This is a genomic window from Allosphingosinicella sp. (genome assembly GCF_036402135.1).
Lineage (GTDB): Bacteria > Pseudomonadota > Alphaproteobacteria > Sphingomonadales > Sphingomonadaceae > Allosphingosinicella.
Map to the genome: position 1 here is coordinate 24,599 of NZ_DASWTN010000032.1, position 17,037 is coordinate 41,635.

Genomic DNA, 17,037 nt, shown 5'->3' on the forward strand with positions numbered 1-17,037 from the left:
CTCGGCGTCCCGCGAGCTTGAAGGAACATCAGCGCCGGCCGCTTCTGTCTTTCAGATGGAAAGACACTCGCAGAGGCAAGAGGGCTAAAGTGACGAAAGCCTCGGAAGCGTATCGCGGGCGTGAAGGTATGAAGGGGCTCCGAAGTTCGACAGCAATCCGGTGGGATGCGGATCTGGCATGGCCGCCTTCGCAAGGCGACGAGGATGAGGATTATGTCCCGGCCGGGAGCTTCGCCGAAGCCTGGGAGCGGTCGTTCACGTTGGCGGCGCCGAGCCTTGAGGCATGGCTGGAAGCGTGGCTGGACCAGCCAGATTCCGAAGAGCTGCAGCGGATCGCAGATGCCGAGGCGGTGAAGATCAGGCAGGCCTCGCTCGACCTGCAGATCGCCCGCCTTGCGGCCAAGACGCCTCAGGAGCGGGCTGCGCTCGGCCTTTCCGAAAATTGGGAAGAGGAATTGAGACAAGCCTGGCGCTAAGGCACTCCTGTGCAGGCGAAGGTCGCGGGCGGCGAAGCTATATCGAGGAGGGAAGGCATGGTGGACGGCGGCGCGGTCGAAGGAAGCTGTCATTGCGGGGCGGTGCGGCTTCGCGTGCCGCATGCGCCGGAGTGGGTGGCGAGCTGCAATTGCTCGCTGTGCACCAAGACCGGCTGGCTGGTGGCTTATTATCCTGACGATGCGGTGACGGTGGAGGGCGAGACGGTGCCGTACGTCTGGGGAGACCGCATGATCGGCATCCACCATTGCCCAATCTGCGGATGCGGCACGCACTGGAAAACGCTGGGCGAGGATTTCGGCAAGATGGGTGTCCACGCGCGGCTGCTGGACGGGTTCGACTCCGGCGCCGTCGAGGTGCGGCTGGTCGATGGCGCAAGTTGGTAGCCTGAAAGGTCACACTAAGGTCACACCAAAACGTGTTTCCACCGGGGCTTTTACGCGCGGTGGGGGCGCGTGGCGGCGGTGAAGCTTGCAAAGCTGACACATGCCATTCGTCCCGGCCCGGGAGCCGCGGAAGGTGAGCGACGCCTGCGGGGCCGCTCGCGGACTGGCCGGAACAAGGGAAAGCGGCAGCTTCGTTCATCCGCAAGGATAGATCAGGCGCGATCCTATTTTTCAATGCCGATGTTCGCTATCTGTTCCGCATGTCCGAGTCTCGCGAGCAGCCGCCGAACGTCACCAGCATCTTCGAAGCCGCGCGGCTGGGGTGGAACGTGAAGTTCACCTGCTGGAATTGCGGGCATGTGCGGGTGCTGCACGCGGCGGCGCTTTGGCTTAAGATGTCGCTGAAGGGGAAGCCAGATCACCTGATGGAGCTGAAGCGCTACGGCAAATGCGTGCCCTGCTTCAAGGAACGGGACGTGATTATCGGCGGCCCGAAGGTGGAGCTCACCCGCGAAAAGCTCACCGGCGACCCGCTGCCGCTGCCGACCGAGCGGCAGTGGAAGGACGGAATGAAGTGGCAGCGGCGGTGATCGAGGAGGGAAGAGATGAGCGAAGTCTAGGGAAGCTGTTATTGCGGCGCGGTGCGGCTTACCGACGTGAGTCAACGCTCGCGCTAGGCGGCGAGCTTTTCATCATGATACCGGTTTAGGAAATCCAACAGCGAGTGTGGCGTAGTCGCAAAAGCGCTAAGATCCCTTAGGACCGTCTTTGGCGAGAAGCGCTGGGCTACCTTCAGCTTTTCCTCAAACGGCATCTCGCCTTTTCGGCAACGTAAAGCGCAGTTTTCGAGAAAGGCTAACATAAAAATCAGGTGCTGCTTGCCTCTGTAGTCCATGCGGGGGTTAGCTTGGCCAATCCATTCTTCTGCGCTAGCCAACTCATCACCTTCGACGGCCGGCGCAGGTTCTATCAACGCGTTCAATTCCTCAGTAGTGTAAGCAAAGCATGCGGTCTGCGCCGCTAGATCTAGGACGATGCATCCCATGGTGTCGACCGGATCCAATTTGACGCCTGGTCCGCGGCGCCTTCTAAGCGCATATGCCCACTGGTTAAATGATTGCGCTGACGCGAGATAGGCAGCTTCCATCTTCTCGTATGTTTCAACAACTGTGTCCAGGGTGGCCCTCTTGTCTCCCGCCACCTCTCCATTGAAGAAAACATCATGAATGACATTTCGAGCGAATTCGCGTCCGAAGTAATACGTCTCTACGGCATACCCATCAGTAACGTATGTATCGACACGTGCATCGGCCTCGTCGCCGAAATCCCGGTCAACCAGGAAAATGCACTTCACGCTAGCTAAGGTATCATTGCGATCTACAGCGTCCCTGACAAGAAGGACGGCTCGTTTGCCTCCACAGTTCAGGAGCTCCACAGGATGAACGAGCGCTCGCTGCACCATCCACTGTGAAACTCTTGGGCGATAATACCCAGCGTCCTTCCCTTCGACTAGGCAGATGAGGGTAGTTGGGTCACGTGCATATACATTGATCACCTCCCTGTAGGTTACAACGTACGCGCCTCGTAATTCTCGCAAAGCGTCAGGATTTGAAGCCATCGTTCGCTTCGGGCTCGGAGCTGTATTCCAGGTTCGTCAGGCTTCTAGCGCGGCTGTCAAGATCATTGTCGAAAATGAAAGGAGAATGCGTTGCTGCGATAAGAGAAAAACATTTATCGGAAGCAATGATGTCCGGCAAAATCTTACGTTGCCATTCAACAGATAGAGATAGTTCCGGCTCGTCGAAGATCACGACATAGCTGGCTTCCTTTCCAAGGTATACCTGGGATAGTACACCGACTATCTGCTTTTCTCCTGATGAGAGCGCATTCAGGCTGAGTGGCTCAGCTTCAGATGCCCTGTGGAAAAGTTTTAACGAAGCAGTCGCCGCATCATATCGAAATTCCTTCCGAATCAGGTATTGATTGCACTTGGCTCCAAAAGACTGAAGCGACCTCTCCAAATGCCTGATTTCTTCATATGCAGCGATGAGATTGTATAAGAAGAATGCTAGGTGCTGATTTTCAATCAGCAGTCCGTCGTCGCATAACGAGAGAATGTGATCGCGATCCTCTGCAGAGACGTAATCCGATAATCTAGTTAGAACGGCAGCAATATCGTCCCGATTTCCTAGGACCCTCTGCATCTCTTTGGACAGATCAGTGGAGCGCGCAAGTTGGTGGAGCATCTCGCCACTAACCTTGCCATACGTGACAGCCAAGTGGTCCCTGATACGCTTTCCGAGAGCTTCGATCCGCTTCTCGACGTCTTTCATGCCAAAGCGAATAGCGTCGGCAAATACGTCTTCGTTATCGGCCTTTTCAATGAGCATGCGTAGTTCTTGCTCGACCCGCCGATAAGTGGGGAGATAAATAACGGAATGTCGAAAGGCCGCCTTGAGAAAGGCTCTAAGGCGGCTCAAATCTGAGTCGATTCCGGAGCCTAATAGGGGAACGTCGTCATCATAATATGACGCATATCGCACCAGAAGTTCGTATAATTTCGACGTCGGCATCCTGCTACGTCGGTAAATCTGCTGGAATAATGCGTCATTCCGAAGCTCGGATAGGGACGTATGTCGAGAACGTCTGGCCAGATAGGCGATTTCGCCCTCGGTTAGCAGACCTTCCCCGGCCAGCCGACGAAAGAGCCCTAAGCTTGGCTGATCTGCAATATCCCGACGTGGAACCGAAAAGGTGTCTCCAGAAGAGAACTGGAGAATTATCTTATCGAAGTGATAGCGAAGTATGCCCTTCCAATTATCGGCGAGGATACTCTGTAGAACAAAAAGGGCTGTCGTTTTACCCGCACCGTTATCGGCAATGAAGATCGAATGATCCGGTGCAAAGATGAGTTGGACCGTCTGCGCCTTGTGCAATCCAACAATTGAAAAAGCCTCAAGGCGTACGGCGTCCGCTTCAGAGCTTAGAGATGGCTCGGATTGTTCGTCCATAGACAGCACAGTACGTGCGGAATCTCCGGGCCGCAATCCGCGAGCTTATCTGACTTCGCAACATGCGAAGGGGCATCACTCCGCCGCCTCACGCTCCCGCACTGACGCCTTCGCCCGCTTCTTCCTGACCGGCGCCGCAACCACCTCCGCTCGCGTGCCCTGAAGCAGCGGCGCGAGATAGTGGCCGGTATATGAGCGGGGTTCCTGAGCGACTTGCTCCGGTGTGCCCTCAGCGACAATTTCGCCGCCTTTGTCACCACCCTCCGGACCTAAATCAATGATCCAGTCGGCGGTCTTGATGACCTCGAGATTGTGTTCGATCACGACGACGCTGTTGCCCTGTTCGACGAGGGCGTGAAGAACCTCCAGGAGCTTTCGCACATCCTCGAAATGAAGGCCGGTGGTGGGCTCGTCGAGGATGTAGAGGGTCTGGCCGGTGGCGCGGCGGCAGAGTTCCTTGGCGAGCTTCACGCGCTGCGCCTCGCCGCCGGACAGGGTCGTTGCCTGCTGGCCGACCTTGACGTAGCCTAGGCCAACCTCGGCAAGCATTGCCATCTTCTCGCGGATCGGCGGCACCGCCTTGAAGAATTCGACCGCGTCCTCGACCGTCATGTCGAGCACGTCGGCGATCGACTTGCCCTTGAACTTCACCTCCAAAGTCTCGCGATTGTAGCGCTGCCCATGGCAGACGTCGCAGGTGACGTAGACGTCGGGGAGGAAGTGCATCTCGATCTTGATCAGGCCGTCGCCCGCGCACGCCTCGCACCGGCCGCCCTTGACGTTGAACGAGAAGCGGCCGGGCTTGTAGCCGCGCGCCTGCGCCTCCGGCAGCCCCGCGAACCAGTCGCGGATGTTGGTGAAGGCGCCGGTATAGGTGGCGGGGTTGGAGCGCGGCGTGCGGCCGATCGGCGACTGATCGATGTCGATCACCTTGTCGAGATATTGGAGGCCGTCGATCTTCTCGCACGGGCCGCAGACGAGGCGGGCACCGTTCAGCGCGCGGGCGGCGCCGGCATAGAGGGTGTCGATGGTGAAGCTCGACTTGCCCGAGCCCGACACGCCGGTGATGCAGGTGAAGGTGCCGAGCGGGATCGAGGCGCTGACCTGCTTCAGATTGTTGGCGCGGGCGCCGCGGACGGTAAGCTTCTTTCCAGTCCCCTTGCGGCGACTGGAAGGGAGGGGAACGGCTCTGCGGCCTGTGAGATAGTCCGCAGTCAGTGACGCTTCATTACTAAGGACGTCGCTCAGCGACCCGTGGGCCACGACTTCGCCGCCGTGGACGCCGGCGCCGGGGCCCATGTCGATGACGTAATCGGCGCTGCGGATCGCGTCCTCGTCATGCTCGACGACCAGCACGGTGTTGCCGAGATCGCGGAGGCGCTTCAGCGTGACGAGCAGCCGGTCGTTATCGCGCTGGTGGAGGCCGATCGAGGGTTCGTCGAGCACGTAGAGGACGCCGGAAAGGCCGGAGCCGATCTGGCTGGCGAGGCGGATGCGCTGGCTCTCGCCGCCCGACAGGGTGCCGGAGGTGCGGTCGAGGTTCAGGTAATCGAGGCCGACATTGTTGAGGAAGCCGAGCCGCTCGTTGATCTCCTTCAGGATGGCGCGGGCGATTTCGCGCTGCTGAGGGGAGAGCTTTTCCTCCAGTGTCGAGAACCATTCCAGCGCATGGCGGACGGAGCGGCGGGTGGACATCGAAATGTCCTCGCCGGCGATCTTGACGCTGAGTGCCTCCGGGCGGAGGCGGGCGCCCTTGCAGGTCTCGCAGGGCGCGGCGCTCTGATATTTGGCGAGCTCCTCGCGCATCCAGGCGCTTTCGGTCTGGAGCATGCGGCGGTTCAAATTGCCGATAACGCCTTCGAACGGCTTCTTCACCTCGTAGGACTTGCGGCCGTCGATGAAGCGGAGCGTGACCGGGCGGCCTTCGGTGCCGAACAGGATGATGCGGCGGACCTCGTCGGAGAGTTCGTTCCACGGCGTTTCGAGGCTGAAGTCGAATTCGCGGGCGAGGCTGGACAGGACCTGCATGTAATAAGGGCTGGGCGGGTTCGACTTGGCCCAGGGAACGACCGCGCCCTTCTTGATTGACAGATTCTCGTTTGGAACGACCAGCTCAGGATCGAACAGCAGCTTTTCGCCAAGGCCGTCGCAGGCCGGGCAGGCGCCCTGCGGAGCGTTGAACGAGAAGAGCCGCGGCTCGATCTCGGCAATGGTGAAGCCGGAGACGGGGCAGGCGAATTTCTCGGAGAAGACGATGCGGCCTTCAGGCGCGTTGTCGCCGAGCACGACCTTGCCCTCCGGCTGGTCGGTCAGAGCGCCGGCATCGGCGGGATCGAGATAGACGAGGCCCTCGGCAAGCTTCAGCGCGGTCTCTAAGCTGTCGGCGAGGCGCGTCTCGATGCCTTCGCGGACGACGAGGCGGTCCACGACCACCTCGATGTCTTGCTTGTACTTCTTGTCGAGCGCCGGCGCGTCTTCGATGTCATAGAACTGGCCGTCGATGCGGACGCGGGTGAAGCCGCCCTTCTGCCACTCGGCCAGCTCCTTACGATACTCGCCCTTGCGGCCGCGCACGACCGGCGCGAGCAGGTAAAGGCGCGTGCCTTCCGGGAGCGCCATGACGCGGTCGACCATCTGGCTGACCGTCTGCGCGCTGATCGGAAGGCCTGTGGCGGGGCTATAGGGCACGCCGACGCGCGCCCAGAGCAGGCGCATATAATCGTAGATCTCAGTGACCGTCGCGACCGTGGAGCGCGGATTGCGGCTGGTCGTCTTCTGCTCGATCGAAATGGCAGGCGACAGGCCCTCGATGTGGTCAACATCGGGCTTCTGCATCATCTCGAGGAACTGCCGCGCATAGGCGCTGAGCGACTCCACGTAGCGGCGCTGCCCCTCGGCATAGATGGTATCGAAGGCGAGCGACGACTTGCCTGAACCGGACAGGCCAGTGATGACGGTCAGCGTCTCGCGCGGGATGTCGATGTCGACGCCCTTCAAATTATGCTCGCGCGCGCCGCGGACGCTAAGATGAGTCAGCATAGCCTGAGTTGTTCCAGATTTGTTCTATTGTGGCAAGTGCGGCTGACAGAGTCGGCGCAGCCCATCGGAGATGGGTGCGGGAGCCCTCAAAAGCAAGGCGTTACAGGTGCCGCGTCACCGCCGGGGCCCGGTCCTGGCGGTCGTTCTTGCCGTCTTCGTAGATGATCGGGGCGGCGGCCAGTTCTTCTTCGCTGGCATCGTCCAGGCAGGAGACGTTCACGGCCCAGAAATTGCCGCCCATCTTGTCGAGATAGCCGCGCGAGAAAGTGTGACAGCCGCAGCGGGCGCAGCGATAATGGTTGATGTCGCCCGGCGGCCAGGCGGACGGCCGCGCCTTGTAATCGCGAAGGTCGTCCTCGCCTCCGGTGAAGCGGAGCCGGTCGAAGGGGATCAGCGCCTTTTTGTAGCCGGTCTTCAGGCAGAAGCTGCAATTGCAGCGGCGGATACCTTCGGAAAGGTCGATCTCCGCTTCGAACTTCAAGGCGCGGCAGTGGCAGCTTCCGTGATAGGTCTTCAGCATCGTACCTGACCTATCCCCGCCGCGCCCCTGGAGACAAATGAAAAGGGCCCGGAAGCATCGCCTCCGGGCCCTTTGATCTCATTCCTTCAGGAAGCTCAGGGCTTGCTGAGGTGGTTCGACAGGTGCTTGTTCATTTCGAACATGCTGACCTTGTCCTTGCCGCCGAAGATCGGCTTCAGCTTGTCGTCGGCCATGATTTCGCGCTTGTTCTGCGGGTTCTGAAGATTGTTCTTCTTGATGTAGTCCCACATCTTGCTGACCACTTCGGCGCGGGCGATGTTGCCCGAACCCGTGACAGCCGCCAGTTCGTTCGACGGCTTCAGCGGCTGCTGCAGCGCGTTATTTCCTTTTGCCATTTGGGCCCTCCTCTGAAAATTTGTTACCGGTAGAGCGCAAAGCCGTTCCTCGCGCAAGGGGCTTCCAGCGCCATTTACCGTAAGAATTTGTGGGTAAGACCGAAGGGAACGACCTTGTTGGCCGCATCGTGGCCGATATCGGCCCTTCCAACATAGGTTATTCCCGCCCGCTCGCACCAATGGCGGACCACCTCTTCCTCGGTCTCGCCGAAGTCGACGTCATTTTCCGGAACGTCGGTGCAGCGGCCAAGGCGGATGCCCGCCGCGCGCCGGACGCCGGGATTGCTGGTAATGTGGAACATCGACCGGTCGGTCCGGTACATATGTTCGGACACGTCCTCGATCATCAGCACATGGTCCGTCACGTCCGGTTGGAGCGGGGTTCCGAGCAGCTGGCTGAAGACGGTGATGTTGAAGGCGACAGTCTTGTCCGTTCCGGACAGGTTCGGCTCTAGCGAGGAGGAATCTGCTTCAACCAGCCAGGCCAGCGCCCGAAGCACTGCAGCATCGCCGCCGTCACGGAGGATGTCCTTCGGCATCGGCCCATGCGCCACCCGTTCGAAGCCCGCCGCATAGAGGCCGGCGAGCACATAGCCGGCATCGCTATAGCCGAGATATTGCTTCTCTCGCGCCGCAGGGGCGAGCCGGCCGAGCACCTCCTCCGCAATGCGGCAGGAGCCGTAGCCGCCGCGCGCGAACCAGAGCGCGTCGAAGGCAGGATCGTTGGCGACCTCGAGGAAAGCCTTCGCCCGCACTGCATCGGTGCCGGCGAAGTGGTTGTGCACCTCGAAACATTGCGCGTGGAAGACGATCTCGGCGGATGGAAATTGAGCGGCGGCGAGGGCGGTAACCCGCTCCGCCACGTCGCGCGTGATCGGCGTCGACGGCGCAACCACTCCGATCCGCATGTCCGCTCCCCTCAAAGCCTTTGAAATGGCCGAGGCTTCTCCCTAGGGCATCGGCATGAATCGCGCCAAATCCTATTTCTTTTGCGGCATCGGCGGCAGCGGCATGTTGCCGCTCGCCTGCATCGTGCGCGGGCAGGGTGCCGACGTCGCCGGCTCAGACCGGTCGCTCGACCAGGGGCGCGTCGCGGACAAGTTCGCTTTTCTGGAGCGGCAGGGCATCCGCCTGTTTCCGCAGGACGGCAGCGGCGTCACCAGCCCCGACCAGTTGCTCGTCACCTCCGCAGCCATCGAGGAAACGGTGCCGGACGTGCAGGCGGCGAACCGCGTCGGCGCAAGCCGCGTGACGCGGCCGGAGCTGCTCGCCCAACTGTTTAACGCGGCGCCACTCAGCATCGCCTGCGGAGGGACCAGCGGCAAATCGACTACGACCGGGATGATCGGCTGGATCCTGCACGAAGCCGGTCGCGACCCGATCGTCATGAACGGGGCCGTGATGAAGAATTTCGTGACCCCCGACACGCCGTTCGCAAGCGCCCTCGTCGGCAAGGGCGATGCGTTCGTAAGCGAGGTGGACGAGAGCGACGGCTCGATCGCGCTTTACCGGCCGCGCATCGCCGTGCTCGGCAATGTCACGCTGGACCATAAGAGCATGGACGAGCTTCGCGGCCTCTTCCGCGGCTTCATCGGCAAGGCCGAAACCGCGGTTCTGAACCTCGACGATGAGGAGACGCGGCGGCTAGCCGGAGAGGTCGATCCCCAGCGGCTGATGACCTACAGCTTCTCGGACGAGGAGGCGGACCTTCTCGGCGGCAACGTGACGGAAGAGCCGCTCGCGATCTCCTTTTCCGCCACGAGGCGCGCGACGGGTGAAGCGATCGAGGTGCGGCTGCAGGTGCCGGGGCGGCACAATGCTTCAAACGCCCTAGGTGCCCTTGCCGCTGCGTCCGCAGCCGGCGTTGATCTCGCCACCGCGTCCGCGGCCCTCTCCGGCTTCAAGGGACTTCGCCGCCGCTTCGAAGTGGTGGGCACCAAGGGCGGGATCAGCGTCATCGACGATTTCGGGCACAATCCCGACAAGATCGCCGCGACGCTCGACACGCTCAACGCCTTTCCGGGCCGGCTCCTCATCCTGTTCCAGCCGCACGGCTACGGCCCGCTGAAGACGATGGGACGGGAGCTTGTCGCCTGCTTTGCGGAGCGGATGAAGGCCGAGGACGTGCTGTTGATGCCCGATCCGGTCTATTATGGCGGCACCGTGGACCGGAGCGTCGGCAGCGCCCAGATCATCGAAGGCGTCAGGGCGGCCGGGCGGCAGGCCGAGCATATTCCCGAACGCGCGGCCTGCGGCGAGCGGCTTGCCGAACTTGCCCGGCCCGGCGACCGCATCATCGTCATGGGCGCGCGCGACGACACATTGTCGCTGTTCGCAGCCGAGCTGCTCGAAAAGCTTTAGGATGGACGGGGCCCCGGCCTCCCCTGCCGGGGCTGGCGACAGGCGCATCGGGGTGGGCTTCCGGAGGCGAGTCGCCGTTCGTCGGAAGCGATTATAGCAGTTTTCGCAAGGAGATGGTGCGAAGATGAGGCTGCGAAACGATTTTACCTGAGGGTGCCGCCGAAACATTCTGCCTGGGCTCACGTTGCTAGCCCGAAACAGGTCCCCTGGACCGCAATCGCAGGAGCTTTTCAGGAATGGCAAAGGCAAAGAAGGCAGGAACAGCGAATGAGGGCGCGGAAGGCGCCAACACATCCGGACGCGGCGGCAAGCGCCGCTCGAAGATTTCCGGGAAGGTCAAGGACGCCGGAAAGACGGCCGGTAAGGCCGCGCAGAAGCTGGCCGAGCAGCCGGTCGTGGCCGAAGCCGTCGCCGCAGCACTGATGGCTGCCGCAGCTTCCCTCACCAACCGCAAGGTTCGGAACGCCGTCCGGGGCGAGGCCAGCGACGTCGCCGAAGACACGAAGGCTGCGGGCGCGGCCATCGGCAAGGCGGTAAAGAAGGTGCTGATCGACGCGGCGCGCGAACTTCTCGAACGCTATGACGACGATAGCGGCGAAAAGAGGCTCAGCCGCAGCGAGCCCCAAGGCGGCGAAAGCGGCGGCCAGGGTGACGACGGCAGGAAGGCGAAAGGGGCCGAGGGCCCGACAGACCGCTGAACCGCGCTCTTTCCTCCGGCGTTGATAGCGCCGGAAGGAAAGAGGCAATGGCACAGCAGAACCAGGGCGGCGGCATCAACGAAGCCGCGCTCGCGGACACGGAGAAGGAAGATCTGGGCGGCGCTGGCGGATCCAGCGGCGGCGGCACGATCGCCGGCAGCGGCGAGCCCTCCGGCGGCACGACTGGCGGCACCGGCGGAACGGAAGGCGGCGTGCCTGGCGACATGCTGGGCGGCGAAACGCCGATGGGCGCGGGCGCCGGCGCGCTGGCGGGGCTCGACGGCGGCGGCATTGCGGCGGAAGCGGCGGCGCTCGGCACCGCCCATGGCAGCCTTGCCGACGCGGCGGAGCGCGAGGGCGGCGCCGAACGGCTGAGCGGCGGCCCCACCGGGGCGGAGGCGATCGGACAGGGCGCGCGCCGCGGTGAGACGGGTTCGGGAACGCCCGGTGACAAAGGCGACCTTGGCGGCGGCGGCAGCGGCACGGGGCCGGCCGGGATCGCAAGCCCCGGCGGTGAAGGCCGCGCCTAGAGAAGCTTAGGCGAGTACGGGCTGGGGCTGCGGCTCGGCCTTGGCGGCTTTTTCCGTTTCCAGCCGGGCGCGCATCCGGTCGGTACGCTCGGCGCGGGCGGCCATGCTGAGCCACGCAGCCTCGGCCCGGAGGCAGCGGTCGCGGACGTTGGTGAGCGAAGCGATCTCGGCCTCGGCACGGGCTTCTGCAGCACGGGCGAGGTAGAGTTCTTGATTAGTCATGAGATTTCCTGCGGCCAAGATGAAGCGGCGGCAACCTTCACGGTCCCGCGGCTATCTAACGACCGGAGGCGCCAAAGGTTCAAAAGCTTCTTCATTGAAGCCTTTAGTCCGGTAATATGCGTCATCGCGACATGGAAAAGGGACCGGATCGCCCCCGACCCGGTCCCTTGCCCCTGCTATGCCGCTCAGGCTTAGCTGTAGAAAATGTGAACGCCGACCTTCTTTTCGCGGTCGAGGTTCTTCCGCCATACCGGCGCGACGTAATCGGCATGGTACCAGAGGACATCCTCGCTCACTTCGGCAGCGGCCTTCTTGAGCGCGATTTCGGAGATGGCGACGGCCTTCTTCCAGGCCTTGGAGGCGCGGTTCGCTTCCGGAATGCGGCCCGTCTCGTTGACGAAGGAGAACTGCCAGGGCTGCTCGACGACTTCGCAGATGGTGTCGGGATATTTCTTGGAAGCGACGCGGTTCAGGACCACTTCGGCGACCGCGAGCTGACCCTCGATCTGTTCGCCGCGCGCTTCGAAGTAAACGGCGCTGGCGAGGCAATCCTGCTCCTGGTCGGAGACGTCGGTCGCCTCATAGGCGCTGACCAGCTCGGGAAGGGCACGGGGACGCGGCACGGCGGCCTCGGCGGCCTGCATGACGGTCTTGGTGATCGCCTCGATGTCGCCGGCTTCGTTGAGGGCGCCTTCGCCCATCGTCGCAGAAGCGTGGTCGAGGTAGCTGGCGCCCTGCGGCGCGACATCGATACGGGAGGCTTGGGAAGGTCCGGCGAAGCCTGTCGTCAGGCCAAGGGCAAGCACAGCCGCGGCAATGCCGCCGGCACGGGCGAATTTGATCATCCAGCTCTCTCTTGTCTATGCCTTCGGCTGATCTTCTAGGGCGCGAGAACCGCGCCTGATCGCCCCCGGACTTTGCGGCCACCCTGCTCTTCAGTCCCCGGGTGGCCCCCGCTCTTGGGATGCATGGTTAATGACCTTTTCACCGATTCGACGCAAGCAAATGCACCCCGTCCGTCGATGAGCCGTTCGCATCCTGAGATGAACGTTCCAAAATCCATGGAACTTAGCGTTTTCTAAGTAAACTCAACCACTTCGCTTGTGGATAAATGCTGTAGAATCTGTGGCTAAGAAGCGTTTCCAGCGTCACTTTCGGCCACCTGAGGAGCCGCCTGATCTACTCCGGCGGTAAGCCGTACGAAGGCGCTCGAGACCCAGCCGGAGGAGCAGGGTCCCTGATAGTTGCGGCGGCTGGAGGCAGGCTCGGAAACGCCGCAGCTCTGGCTCGCGCCCGCCGCGTCGTAGACAATGCCGAACCATTTCTGGTCGTGGCTTCGCGTGCAGATGAAGAAGCGGCTGCCGGCAGGAACCGACCCCGCCTCGTCGGCCGTGTCGAAGGGAGCGGCCCGGACCGGAAGCCCTGCGCCCGCCGGCACGTTCCGCGTCGTTCCTGCCGCGCCGCAGGCCGGGAAGCTCGGCCCGAGCTCGCCCACGCGCACCGGCACGGCCGCGCTTCGGACCGGGCCGGAGACAGGCCTTTCCTCCTTGATGTCGTCGGCGAAGTGATTGTCCTGAACGGTCTCGCCGCAGGCGGCGGCAAGGAGGGGGGCGAGGAGGATGGCGCTGCGCATAACCTCACTCTGGCTTGCGCGGCTGCCAAAATCCAGCCTAGCCATTCCGCGTCACCCTTAAGCGAAAGGCGCGTACTCAAGATGGCCTATTGGCTGATGAAGTCGGAACCGCACAAATATAGCTGGGACGATCTCGTCCGCGACGGCGCCACCGATTGGGACGGCGTCCGCAACAATGCCGCCCGCCTCCACCTCCGCGCGATGAAGCCGGGCGACGAAGCCTTCTTCTACCACAGCAACGAAGGAAAGGCGGTGGTCGGCATCATGCGCATCGCGGGCGAGGGCAAACCCGATGGCCCTGAGGGCGCCTGGGTGAAAGTCCCCGTCGAACCCGTCCGCCCGCTTCCCCGCCCCGTCACGTTAGCCGAGATCAAGGCCGAACCAAAGCTCGCCGGGATGGAGCTCATCCGCCAATCCCGCCTATCAGTGTCACTGGTGCGGGATGAGGAGTGGAAGAAGATACTCTCACTCGCCAGCGAAAAGAACTGAGCCGCTAGTCGCGGCCCAGATTGCACCTGCGCGCTGCCGTTCGACGGCCCGCCCCGCAGGCTAAGGAAGCCAATCTCTCCTTATTGTACAGGTTTCAAACCGGTGCGCTGCGCCGCCTCGATTGCATCCTTGGTCAAGAGGCGGTGCTCGGCCCATTGCGCCTTGGTCATACATTTCCTCTTCGTCGCCAGCCGGGACCCGATAACAGTCTGATTTTCGCAGATGATTTTGTCACCATCGCTCTTTTTCTCAGAAGATTTCGGCTCGTCCGCGTTGGCGGGCATGGTGAGGACATGTGTGAGCAAGGCTGTACGCGTCAAAAAGTGGAGGGCACTCTTCAATGAAAACTCCTTCCGTTCCGGCTGCCGGCCCATTCTTCTAAAAACTCTACTCCAAGCATTTTCGTCCGATTTGACGGGCCAGATAACTGCAAAGGGATTATTTCTAGGGCTCCATTGTCAATTCAACACTTCTTCTCAAGAGTGCAGGTGCTGCCTCCGCGCTGTAGGGAGTCAACCGCATCCTTCGTAGCTAAGCGATGCTCCTCCCACTGCGCCCTTGTGAGGCACTTCCTCTTAACAGCCAATCTCGAACCGATGACCGTCTGATTTTCGCAGATCACCTTGTTCGGATCCTTTGCCTTATTCGACGAGCCAGTCTCTGCCGCGGCTGCGGGAAGAGGGAGGCTTGGAGCGAGCAAAGCTCCAGATGCGACGAAACCGAGCAACATCCTCATCGATAATCCTCCTATAGCGCGGCGAGAATGCCCCAATATCCAAGCTATTCCAAGTAATTTTGAGTTCGTGCCACAGCGCGCGCCCATCGGAAAGACCAATGGTCCGCCCGCCTCAATACGGGTTGCTATCTCCATGTCGGCTCGTCACACTAAGCCGTTTCAAAGGGGGAATGTTCCATGCGCTCGATCCTGCTTGCCGCGATGTTTGCCGCTGTCGCTCCACTTGCCGTGCAGGCGCATGAGGCGCAGGCGCCTGCCGCCCGATCGAGTCCGGTCCCTAAGGAGCAACTGCTGAAGCCGCCCGCCGACGCCGATCACTATGTGGTGGTGTCCGAGGCGGGGAAGCATGGCGACCAGTGGCGCTGGCAGCTTCCCGACGGCCGCACCGCCTATCGCTGGTCGCAGGAGCTACGCGGCTGGATCACCGAGATGGACCAGGTGCAGACGCTCGCGCCGGATGGGACGGTTCAGGCGCTCGAAGTCCGCGGCGTCACGCTCTCCGGCGACGCCGCCGAGACCTTCCGCGTCGAAAACGGCCGCGCGACCTGGAAGACGGCGACCGACAGCGGCGAAGCGTCGGCCGGCGGCTGGTACATCCCCGCGGGCGGCGTCGGCATCGCCAATGCGCCGTTGATCGAGAAGCTCGCCGCGGCGGGCGACGCGGGCGTCGACTTCCTGCCCAGCGGCAAGGGGCGGATGAGCTTCGGCGAGACGGTCACCGTTCAGGGACCCAGCGGGCCGAAGAAGCTCCAGCTTGCCTTCATGCGCGGCATCCTGCCTTCGCCGATCCCGGTCTGGCTCGACGAGAACAAGCGCTATTTCGCCAGCATCGATTACATCTCGACGATCCCTGCCGGCTACGAGGACGCTCTGAAGCAGCTTCGCGACGCGCAGGATCGTGCGACGGCCGCCGAAGTGAAATCGGTCGCTTCCCGCTTCCTCACCACCGCCGCCAAGGCGCCGGTGCTGTTCGACAACGTGCAATTGTTCGACGCCGACAAGGGGGTCTTCCTCGCCGCGCGCGCCGTGCTCGCGCAGGATGGCAAGATCGCCGCGATCGGCGCCGCGGGCTCGCTGAAGGCGCCGGCCGGGGCGCGCACCATCGACGGCCGGGGCAAGACGCTCGTCCCCGGCATCTGGGACAGCCACCTTCATATCGGCGACGACTGGAGCGTGCTGTCGAACGTCGCCAACGGCATCACCAGCTTCCGGAGCCCCGGCACCACCTTCGACCGCGCTGTCGAGGCGACCAAGCGCCGCGCCTCCGGCGACCTCCTGATGGGCGAACCCTTCATCTCGGTCATCATCGACAAGAAGGACCCGCTCGCCGCCCAGGGCGCGGAAGTGGTCAGCAGCCAGGAGGAAGCGATCGCCACCGTCCGCAGGATCAAGGATGCGGGCCTCTGGGGCGTCAAATTCTACACCTCGATGAATCCCGCCTGGATCGCCCCCGCTGCGGCCGAGGCGCATCGCTTGGGCCTCCACGTCCACGGCCACGTGCCGGCGACGATGAAGCCCAGCGAAGCCGTCGCCGCCGGCTATGACGAGCTGACGCACCTCAATTTCGTCGTCATGGAATCGATGCCGAAGGAGGTGATCGACAAGGCGAACACCCGGCAGCGGATGGAAGGGCCCGCGCGCCTGTTCAAGGACGTCGACCTCGACGGGCCGCTGATGACGAACTTCATCGCGGATCTCGCCCGCCGTAAGACGCTGGTCGATCCGACGCTCGTCATCTTCGAAGGCTTCCTGACGCAGGATGGCGGCAAGCCCCACCCGGCCTACGCGCCCTATATGGGCATCATCTCGCCGGTTCTGGAGCGCTCGCAATTCACCTCCGGCGGCTATCCGCTCGTCGATGGCTTCACCCGCGACGATTACCGCGCAAGCTATGCGAAGATGGTCCAGCTGGTCGGCAAGCTGCACAAGGCCGGGGTCCCGATCCTCGGCGGCACCGACGGCTGGGGCATCGAGCTGATCCGCGAGCTTGAAATCTACCAACAGGCCGGCTTCACCCCCGCCGAGGCGCTACAGAGCGTCACCATCCTCCCCGCCCGCGTCGTCGGCGCCGACAAGCGCACCGGATCGATCGCGGTCGGCAAGGAAGCCGACATGGTGCTGGTGGACGGCGACCCCTCAAAGGAAATCGGCGCCCTCCGCCGCGTCCTCACTGTGGTCAGCGACGGCTATGTGATGGACGGCGACGAGTTGCGGAAGGCGGCGGGGTATAGCGGCAGGCCGAAATAAGGCTGCCCAAGCGCAGCGCCCCGGCTGCAACGCAGCCGCCGAAGCAGGGCGAAGAGAGAGAGCAGGCGTTTCGGCTAGCGTTGGCTTTAGCCGAACCGGCCAACGTCAGGAAATTACTTCGTGACGGCATCTTCCTCCGACCGTCCCGTCTCAGCGGGCCCATTCTGGACGGACATACGTTGCGGGGGAATGGAAACCAGACTCATCGTCGCCTACTCGCTTATAGCGGCCATCATTGCCGTGGCCGCCATTCTCCTCGGCTTAGGTTGGTATCGCCGCCGCGAGAGACGGCTGTTCAACGAACGGGGATACAG

The 17,037-nt window shown here is 62.6% G+C and carries 18 protein-coding genes; 8 read left to right on the plus strand and 10 right to left on the minus strand.

Annotation, left to right across the window (positions count from 1 at the left end):
* The first annotated feature begins 89 nt into the window (after positions 1–89).
* From VGD10_RS09525 to VGD10_RS09535, 3 genes are all read left to right on the plus strand, one after another.
* The gene (locus tag VGD10_RS09525) at positions 90–476 is read left to right on the plus strand and encodes a hypothetical protein (RefSeq protein ID WP_331040581.1); all 387 of its coding nucleotides are present in this window, start codon (positions 90–92) and stop codon (positions 474–476) included.
* A gap of 57 nt (positions 477–533) precedes the next feature.
* Entirely contained in the window at positions 534–881 is a 348-nt protein-coding gene (locus VGD10_RS09530; RefSeq protein WP_331040582.1) for a GFA family protein, read from the plus strand.
* 260 nt (positions 882–1,141) lie between these two features.
* The gene (locus tag VGD10_RS09535) at positions 1,142–1,471 is read left to right on the plus strand and encodes a hypothetical protein (RefSeq protein ID WP_331040583.1); all 330 of its coding nucleotides are present in this window, start codon (positions 1,142–1,144) and stop codon (positions 1,469–1,471) included.
* A gap of 83 nt (positions 1,472–1,554) precedes the next feature.
* Here the strand turns inward: VGD10_RS09535 and VGD10_RS09540 are convergent, their stop codons facing one another.
* From VGD10_RS09540 to VGD10_RS09565, 6 genes are all read right to left on the minus strand, one after another.
* Positions 1,555–2,499 (minus strand): DUF4435 domain-containing protein, encoded by a 945-nt coding sequence (locus VGD10_RS09540; RefSeq protein ID WP_331040584.1) that lies wholly within the window; start codon positions 2,497–2,499, stop codon positions 1,555–1,557.
* A complete protein-coding gene (locus VGD10_RS09545) occupies positions 2,483–3,892 on the minus strand; it encodes an AAA family ATPase (RefSeq protein ID WP_331040585.1) in 1,410 nt (469 codons plus the stop codon). Before VGD10_RS09545 ends, VGD10_RS09540 begins: the two co-directional genes overlap by 17 nt.
* Before the next feature lie 75 nt (positions 3,893–3,967).
* Positions 3,968–6,931, minus strand: coding sequence for an excinuclease ABC subunit UvrA (uvrA, locus tag VGD10_RS09550; protein ID WP_331040586.1), 2,964 nt, complete (start codon positions 6,929–6,931; stop codon positions 3,968–3,970).
* 100 nt (positions 6,932–7,031) lie between these two features.
* A complete protein-coding gene (locus VGD10_RS09555) occupies positions 7,032–7,451 on the minus strand; it encodes a hypothetical protein (protein ID WP_331040587.1) in 420 nt (139 codons plus the stop codon).
* Between the two features lie 95 nt (positions 7,452–7,546).
* Complete coding sequence (locus VGD10_RS09560; RefSeq protein WP_331040588.1) at positions 7,547–7,807, minus strand: SWIB/MDM2 domain-containing protein; 261 nt, start codon at positions 7,805–7,807, stop codon at positions 7,547–7,549.
* Between the two features lie 74 nt (positions 7,808–7,881).
* Entirely contained in the window at positions 7,882–8,715 is an 834-nt protein-coding gene (locus tag VGD10_RS09565) for an LD-carboxypeptidase (protein WP_331040589.1), read from the minus strand.
* A gap of 55 nt (positions 8,716–8,770) precedes the next feature.
* On the opposite strand from VGD10_RS09565, the gene VGD10_RS09570 reads away from it, so the two are divergent.
* The 3 genes from VGD10_RS09570 (at position 8,771) to VGD10_RS09580 (ending at position 11,396) form a co-directional block, all read left to right on the plus strand.
* Positions 8,771–10,168 (plus strand): glutamate ligase domain-containing protein, encoded by a 1,398-nt coding sequence (locus VGD10_RS09570; RefSeq protein WP_331040590.1) that lies wholly within the window; start codon positions 8,771–8,773, stop codon positions 10,166–10,168.
* A 236-nt stretch (positions 10,169–10,404) separates the two neighbouring features.
* A complete protein-coding gene (locus VGD10_RS09575) occupies positions 10,405–10,866 on the plus strand; it encodes a hypothetical protein (RefSeq protein ID WP_331040591.1) in 462 nt (153 codons plus the stop codon).
* A gap of 47 nt (positions 10,867–10,913) precedes the next feature.
* Positions 10,914–11,396 carry a hypothetical protein gene (locus tag VGD10_RS09580; RefSeq protein WP_331040592.1) on the plus strand — a complete coding sequence of 161 codons (483 nt, stop codon included), beginning with the start codon at positions 10,914–10,916 and terminating at the stop codon, positions 11,394–11,396.
* 6 nt (positions 11,397–11,402) lie between these two features.
* On the opposite strand, the gene VGD10_RS09585 is transcribed toward VGD10_RS09580, so the two are convergent.
* From VGD10_RS09585 to VGD10_RS09595, 3 genes are all read right to left on the minus strand, one after another.
* Positions 11,403–11,618: a hypothetical protein gene (locus tag VGD10_RS09585; protein WP_331040593.1), complete on the minus strand. Its 216-nt coding sequence runs from the start codon at positions 11,616–11,618 to the stop codon at positions 11,403–11,405.
* Positions 11,619–11,809: 191 nt separating this feature from the next.
* Entirely contained in the window at positions 11,810–12,463 is a 654-nt protein-coding gene (locus VGD10_RS09590) for a cell wall hydrolase (RefSeq protein WP_331040594.1), read from the minus strand.
* A 284-nt stretch (positions 12,464–12,747) separates the two neighbouring features.
* Positions 12,748–13,251, minus strand: coding sequence for a hypothetical protein (locus VGD10_RS09595; protein ID WP_331040595.1), 504 nt, complete (start codon positions 13,249–13,251; stop codon positions 12,748–12,750).
* An 81-nt stretch (positions 13,252–13,332) separates the two neighbouring features.
* Between VGD10_RS09595 and VGD10_RS09600 the strand changes: the two genes are divergently transcribed.
* Complete coding sequence (locus tag VGD10_RS09600) at positions 13,333–13,740, plus strand: EVE domain-containing protein (protein ID WP_331040596.1); 408 nt, start codon at positions 13,333–13,335, stop codon at positions 13,738–13,740.
* An 80-nt stretch (positions 13,741–13,820) separates the two neighbouring features.
* Here the strand turns inward: VGD10_RS09600 and VGD10_RS09605 are convergent, their stop codons facing one another.
* Complete coding sequence (locus VGD10_RS09605; protein WP_331040597.1) at positions 13,821–14,081, minus strand: hypothetical protein; 261 nt, start codon at positions 14,079–14,081, stop codon at positions 13,821–13,823.
* 572 nt (positions 14,082–14,653) lie between these two features.
* On the opposite strand from VGD10_RS09605, the gene VGD10_RS09610 reads away from it, so the two are divergent.
* Positions 14,654–16,723, plus strand: a complete 2,070-nt coding sequence (locus VGD10_RS09610; protein WP_331040598.1) for an amidohydrolase family protein — start codon at positions 14,654–14,656, stop codon at positions 16,721–16,723.
* Positions 16,724–17,037: the final 314 nt, after the last annotated feature.

Bases quoted from the DNA above. Each gene is read 5' to 3' on its own strand.
- VGD10_RS09530 (WP_331040582.1), top strand. From the start codon at position 534: ATGGTGGACGGCGGCGCGGTCGAAGGAAGCTGTCATTGCGGGGCGGTG.
- VGD10_RS09535 (WP_331040583.1), top strand. From the start codon at position 1,142: ATGTCCGAGTCTCGCGAGCAGCCGCCGAACGTCACCAGCATCTTCGAA.
- VGD10_RS09540 (WP_331040584.1), bottom strand. From the start codon at position 2,499: ATGGCTTCAAATCCTGACGCTTTGCGAGAATTACGAGGCGCGTACGTT.
- VGD10_RS09545 (WP_331040585.1), bottom strand. From the start codon at position 3,892: ATGGACGAACAATCCGAGCCATCTCTAAGCTCTGAAGCGGACGCCGTA.
- uvrA (WP_331040586.1), bottom strand. From the start codon at position 6,931: ATGCTGACTCATCTTAGCGTCCGCGGCGCGCGCGAGCATAATTTGAAG.
- VGD10_RS09555 (WP_331040587.1), bottom strand. From the start codon at position 7,451: ATGCTGAAGACCTATCACGGAAGCTGCCACTGCCGCGCCTTGAAGTTC.
- VGD10_RS09560 (WP_331040588.1), bottom strand. From the start codon at position 7,807: ATGGCAAAAGGAAATAACGCGCTGCAGCAGCCGCTGAAGCCGTCGAAC.
- VGD10_RS09565 (WP_331040589.1), bottom strand. From the start codon at position 8,715: ATGCGGATCGGAGTGGTTGCGCCGTCGACGCCGATCACGCGCGACGTG.
- VGD10_RS09570 (WP_331040590.1), top strand. From the start codon at position 8,771: ATGAATCGCGCCAAATCCTATTTCTTTTGCGGCATCGGCGGCAGCGGC.
- VGD10_RS09575 (WP_331040591.1), top strand. From the start codon at position 10,405: ATGGCAAAGGCAAAGAAGGCAGGAACAGCGAATGAGGGCGCGGAAGGC.
- VGD10_RS09580 (WP_331040592.1), top strand. From the start codon at position 10,914: ATGGCACAGCAGAACCAGGGCGGCGGCATCAACGAAGCCGCGCTCGCG.
- VGD10_RS09585 (WP_331040593.1), bottom strand. From the start codon at position 11,618: ATGACTAATCAAGAACTCTACCTCGCCCGTGCTGCAGAAGCCCGTGCC.
- VGD10_RS09590 (WP_331040594.1), bottom strand. From the start codon at position 12,463: ATGATCAAATTCGCCCGTGCCGGCGGCATTGCCGCGGCTGTGCTTGCC.
- VGD10_RS09595 (WP_331040595.1), bottom strand. From the start codon at position 13,251: ATGCGCAGCGCCATCCTCCTCGCCCCCCTCCTTGCCGCCGCCTGCGGC.
- VGD10_RS09600 (WP_331040596.1), top strand. From the start codon at position 13,333: ATGGCCTATTGGCTGATGAAGTCGGAACCGCACAAATATAGCTGGGAC.
- VGD10_RS09610 (WP_331040598.1), top strand. From the start codon at position 14,654: ATGCGCTCGATCCTGCTTGCCGCGATGTTTGCCGCTGTCGCTCCACTT.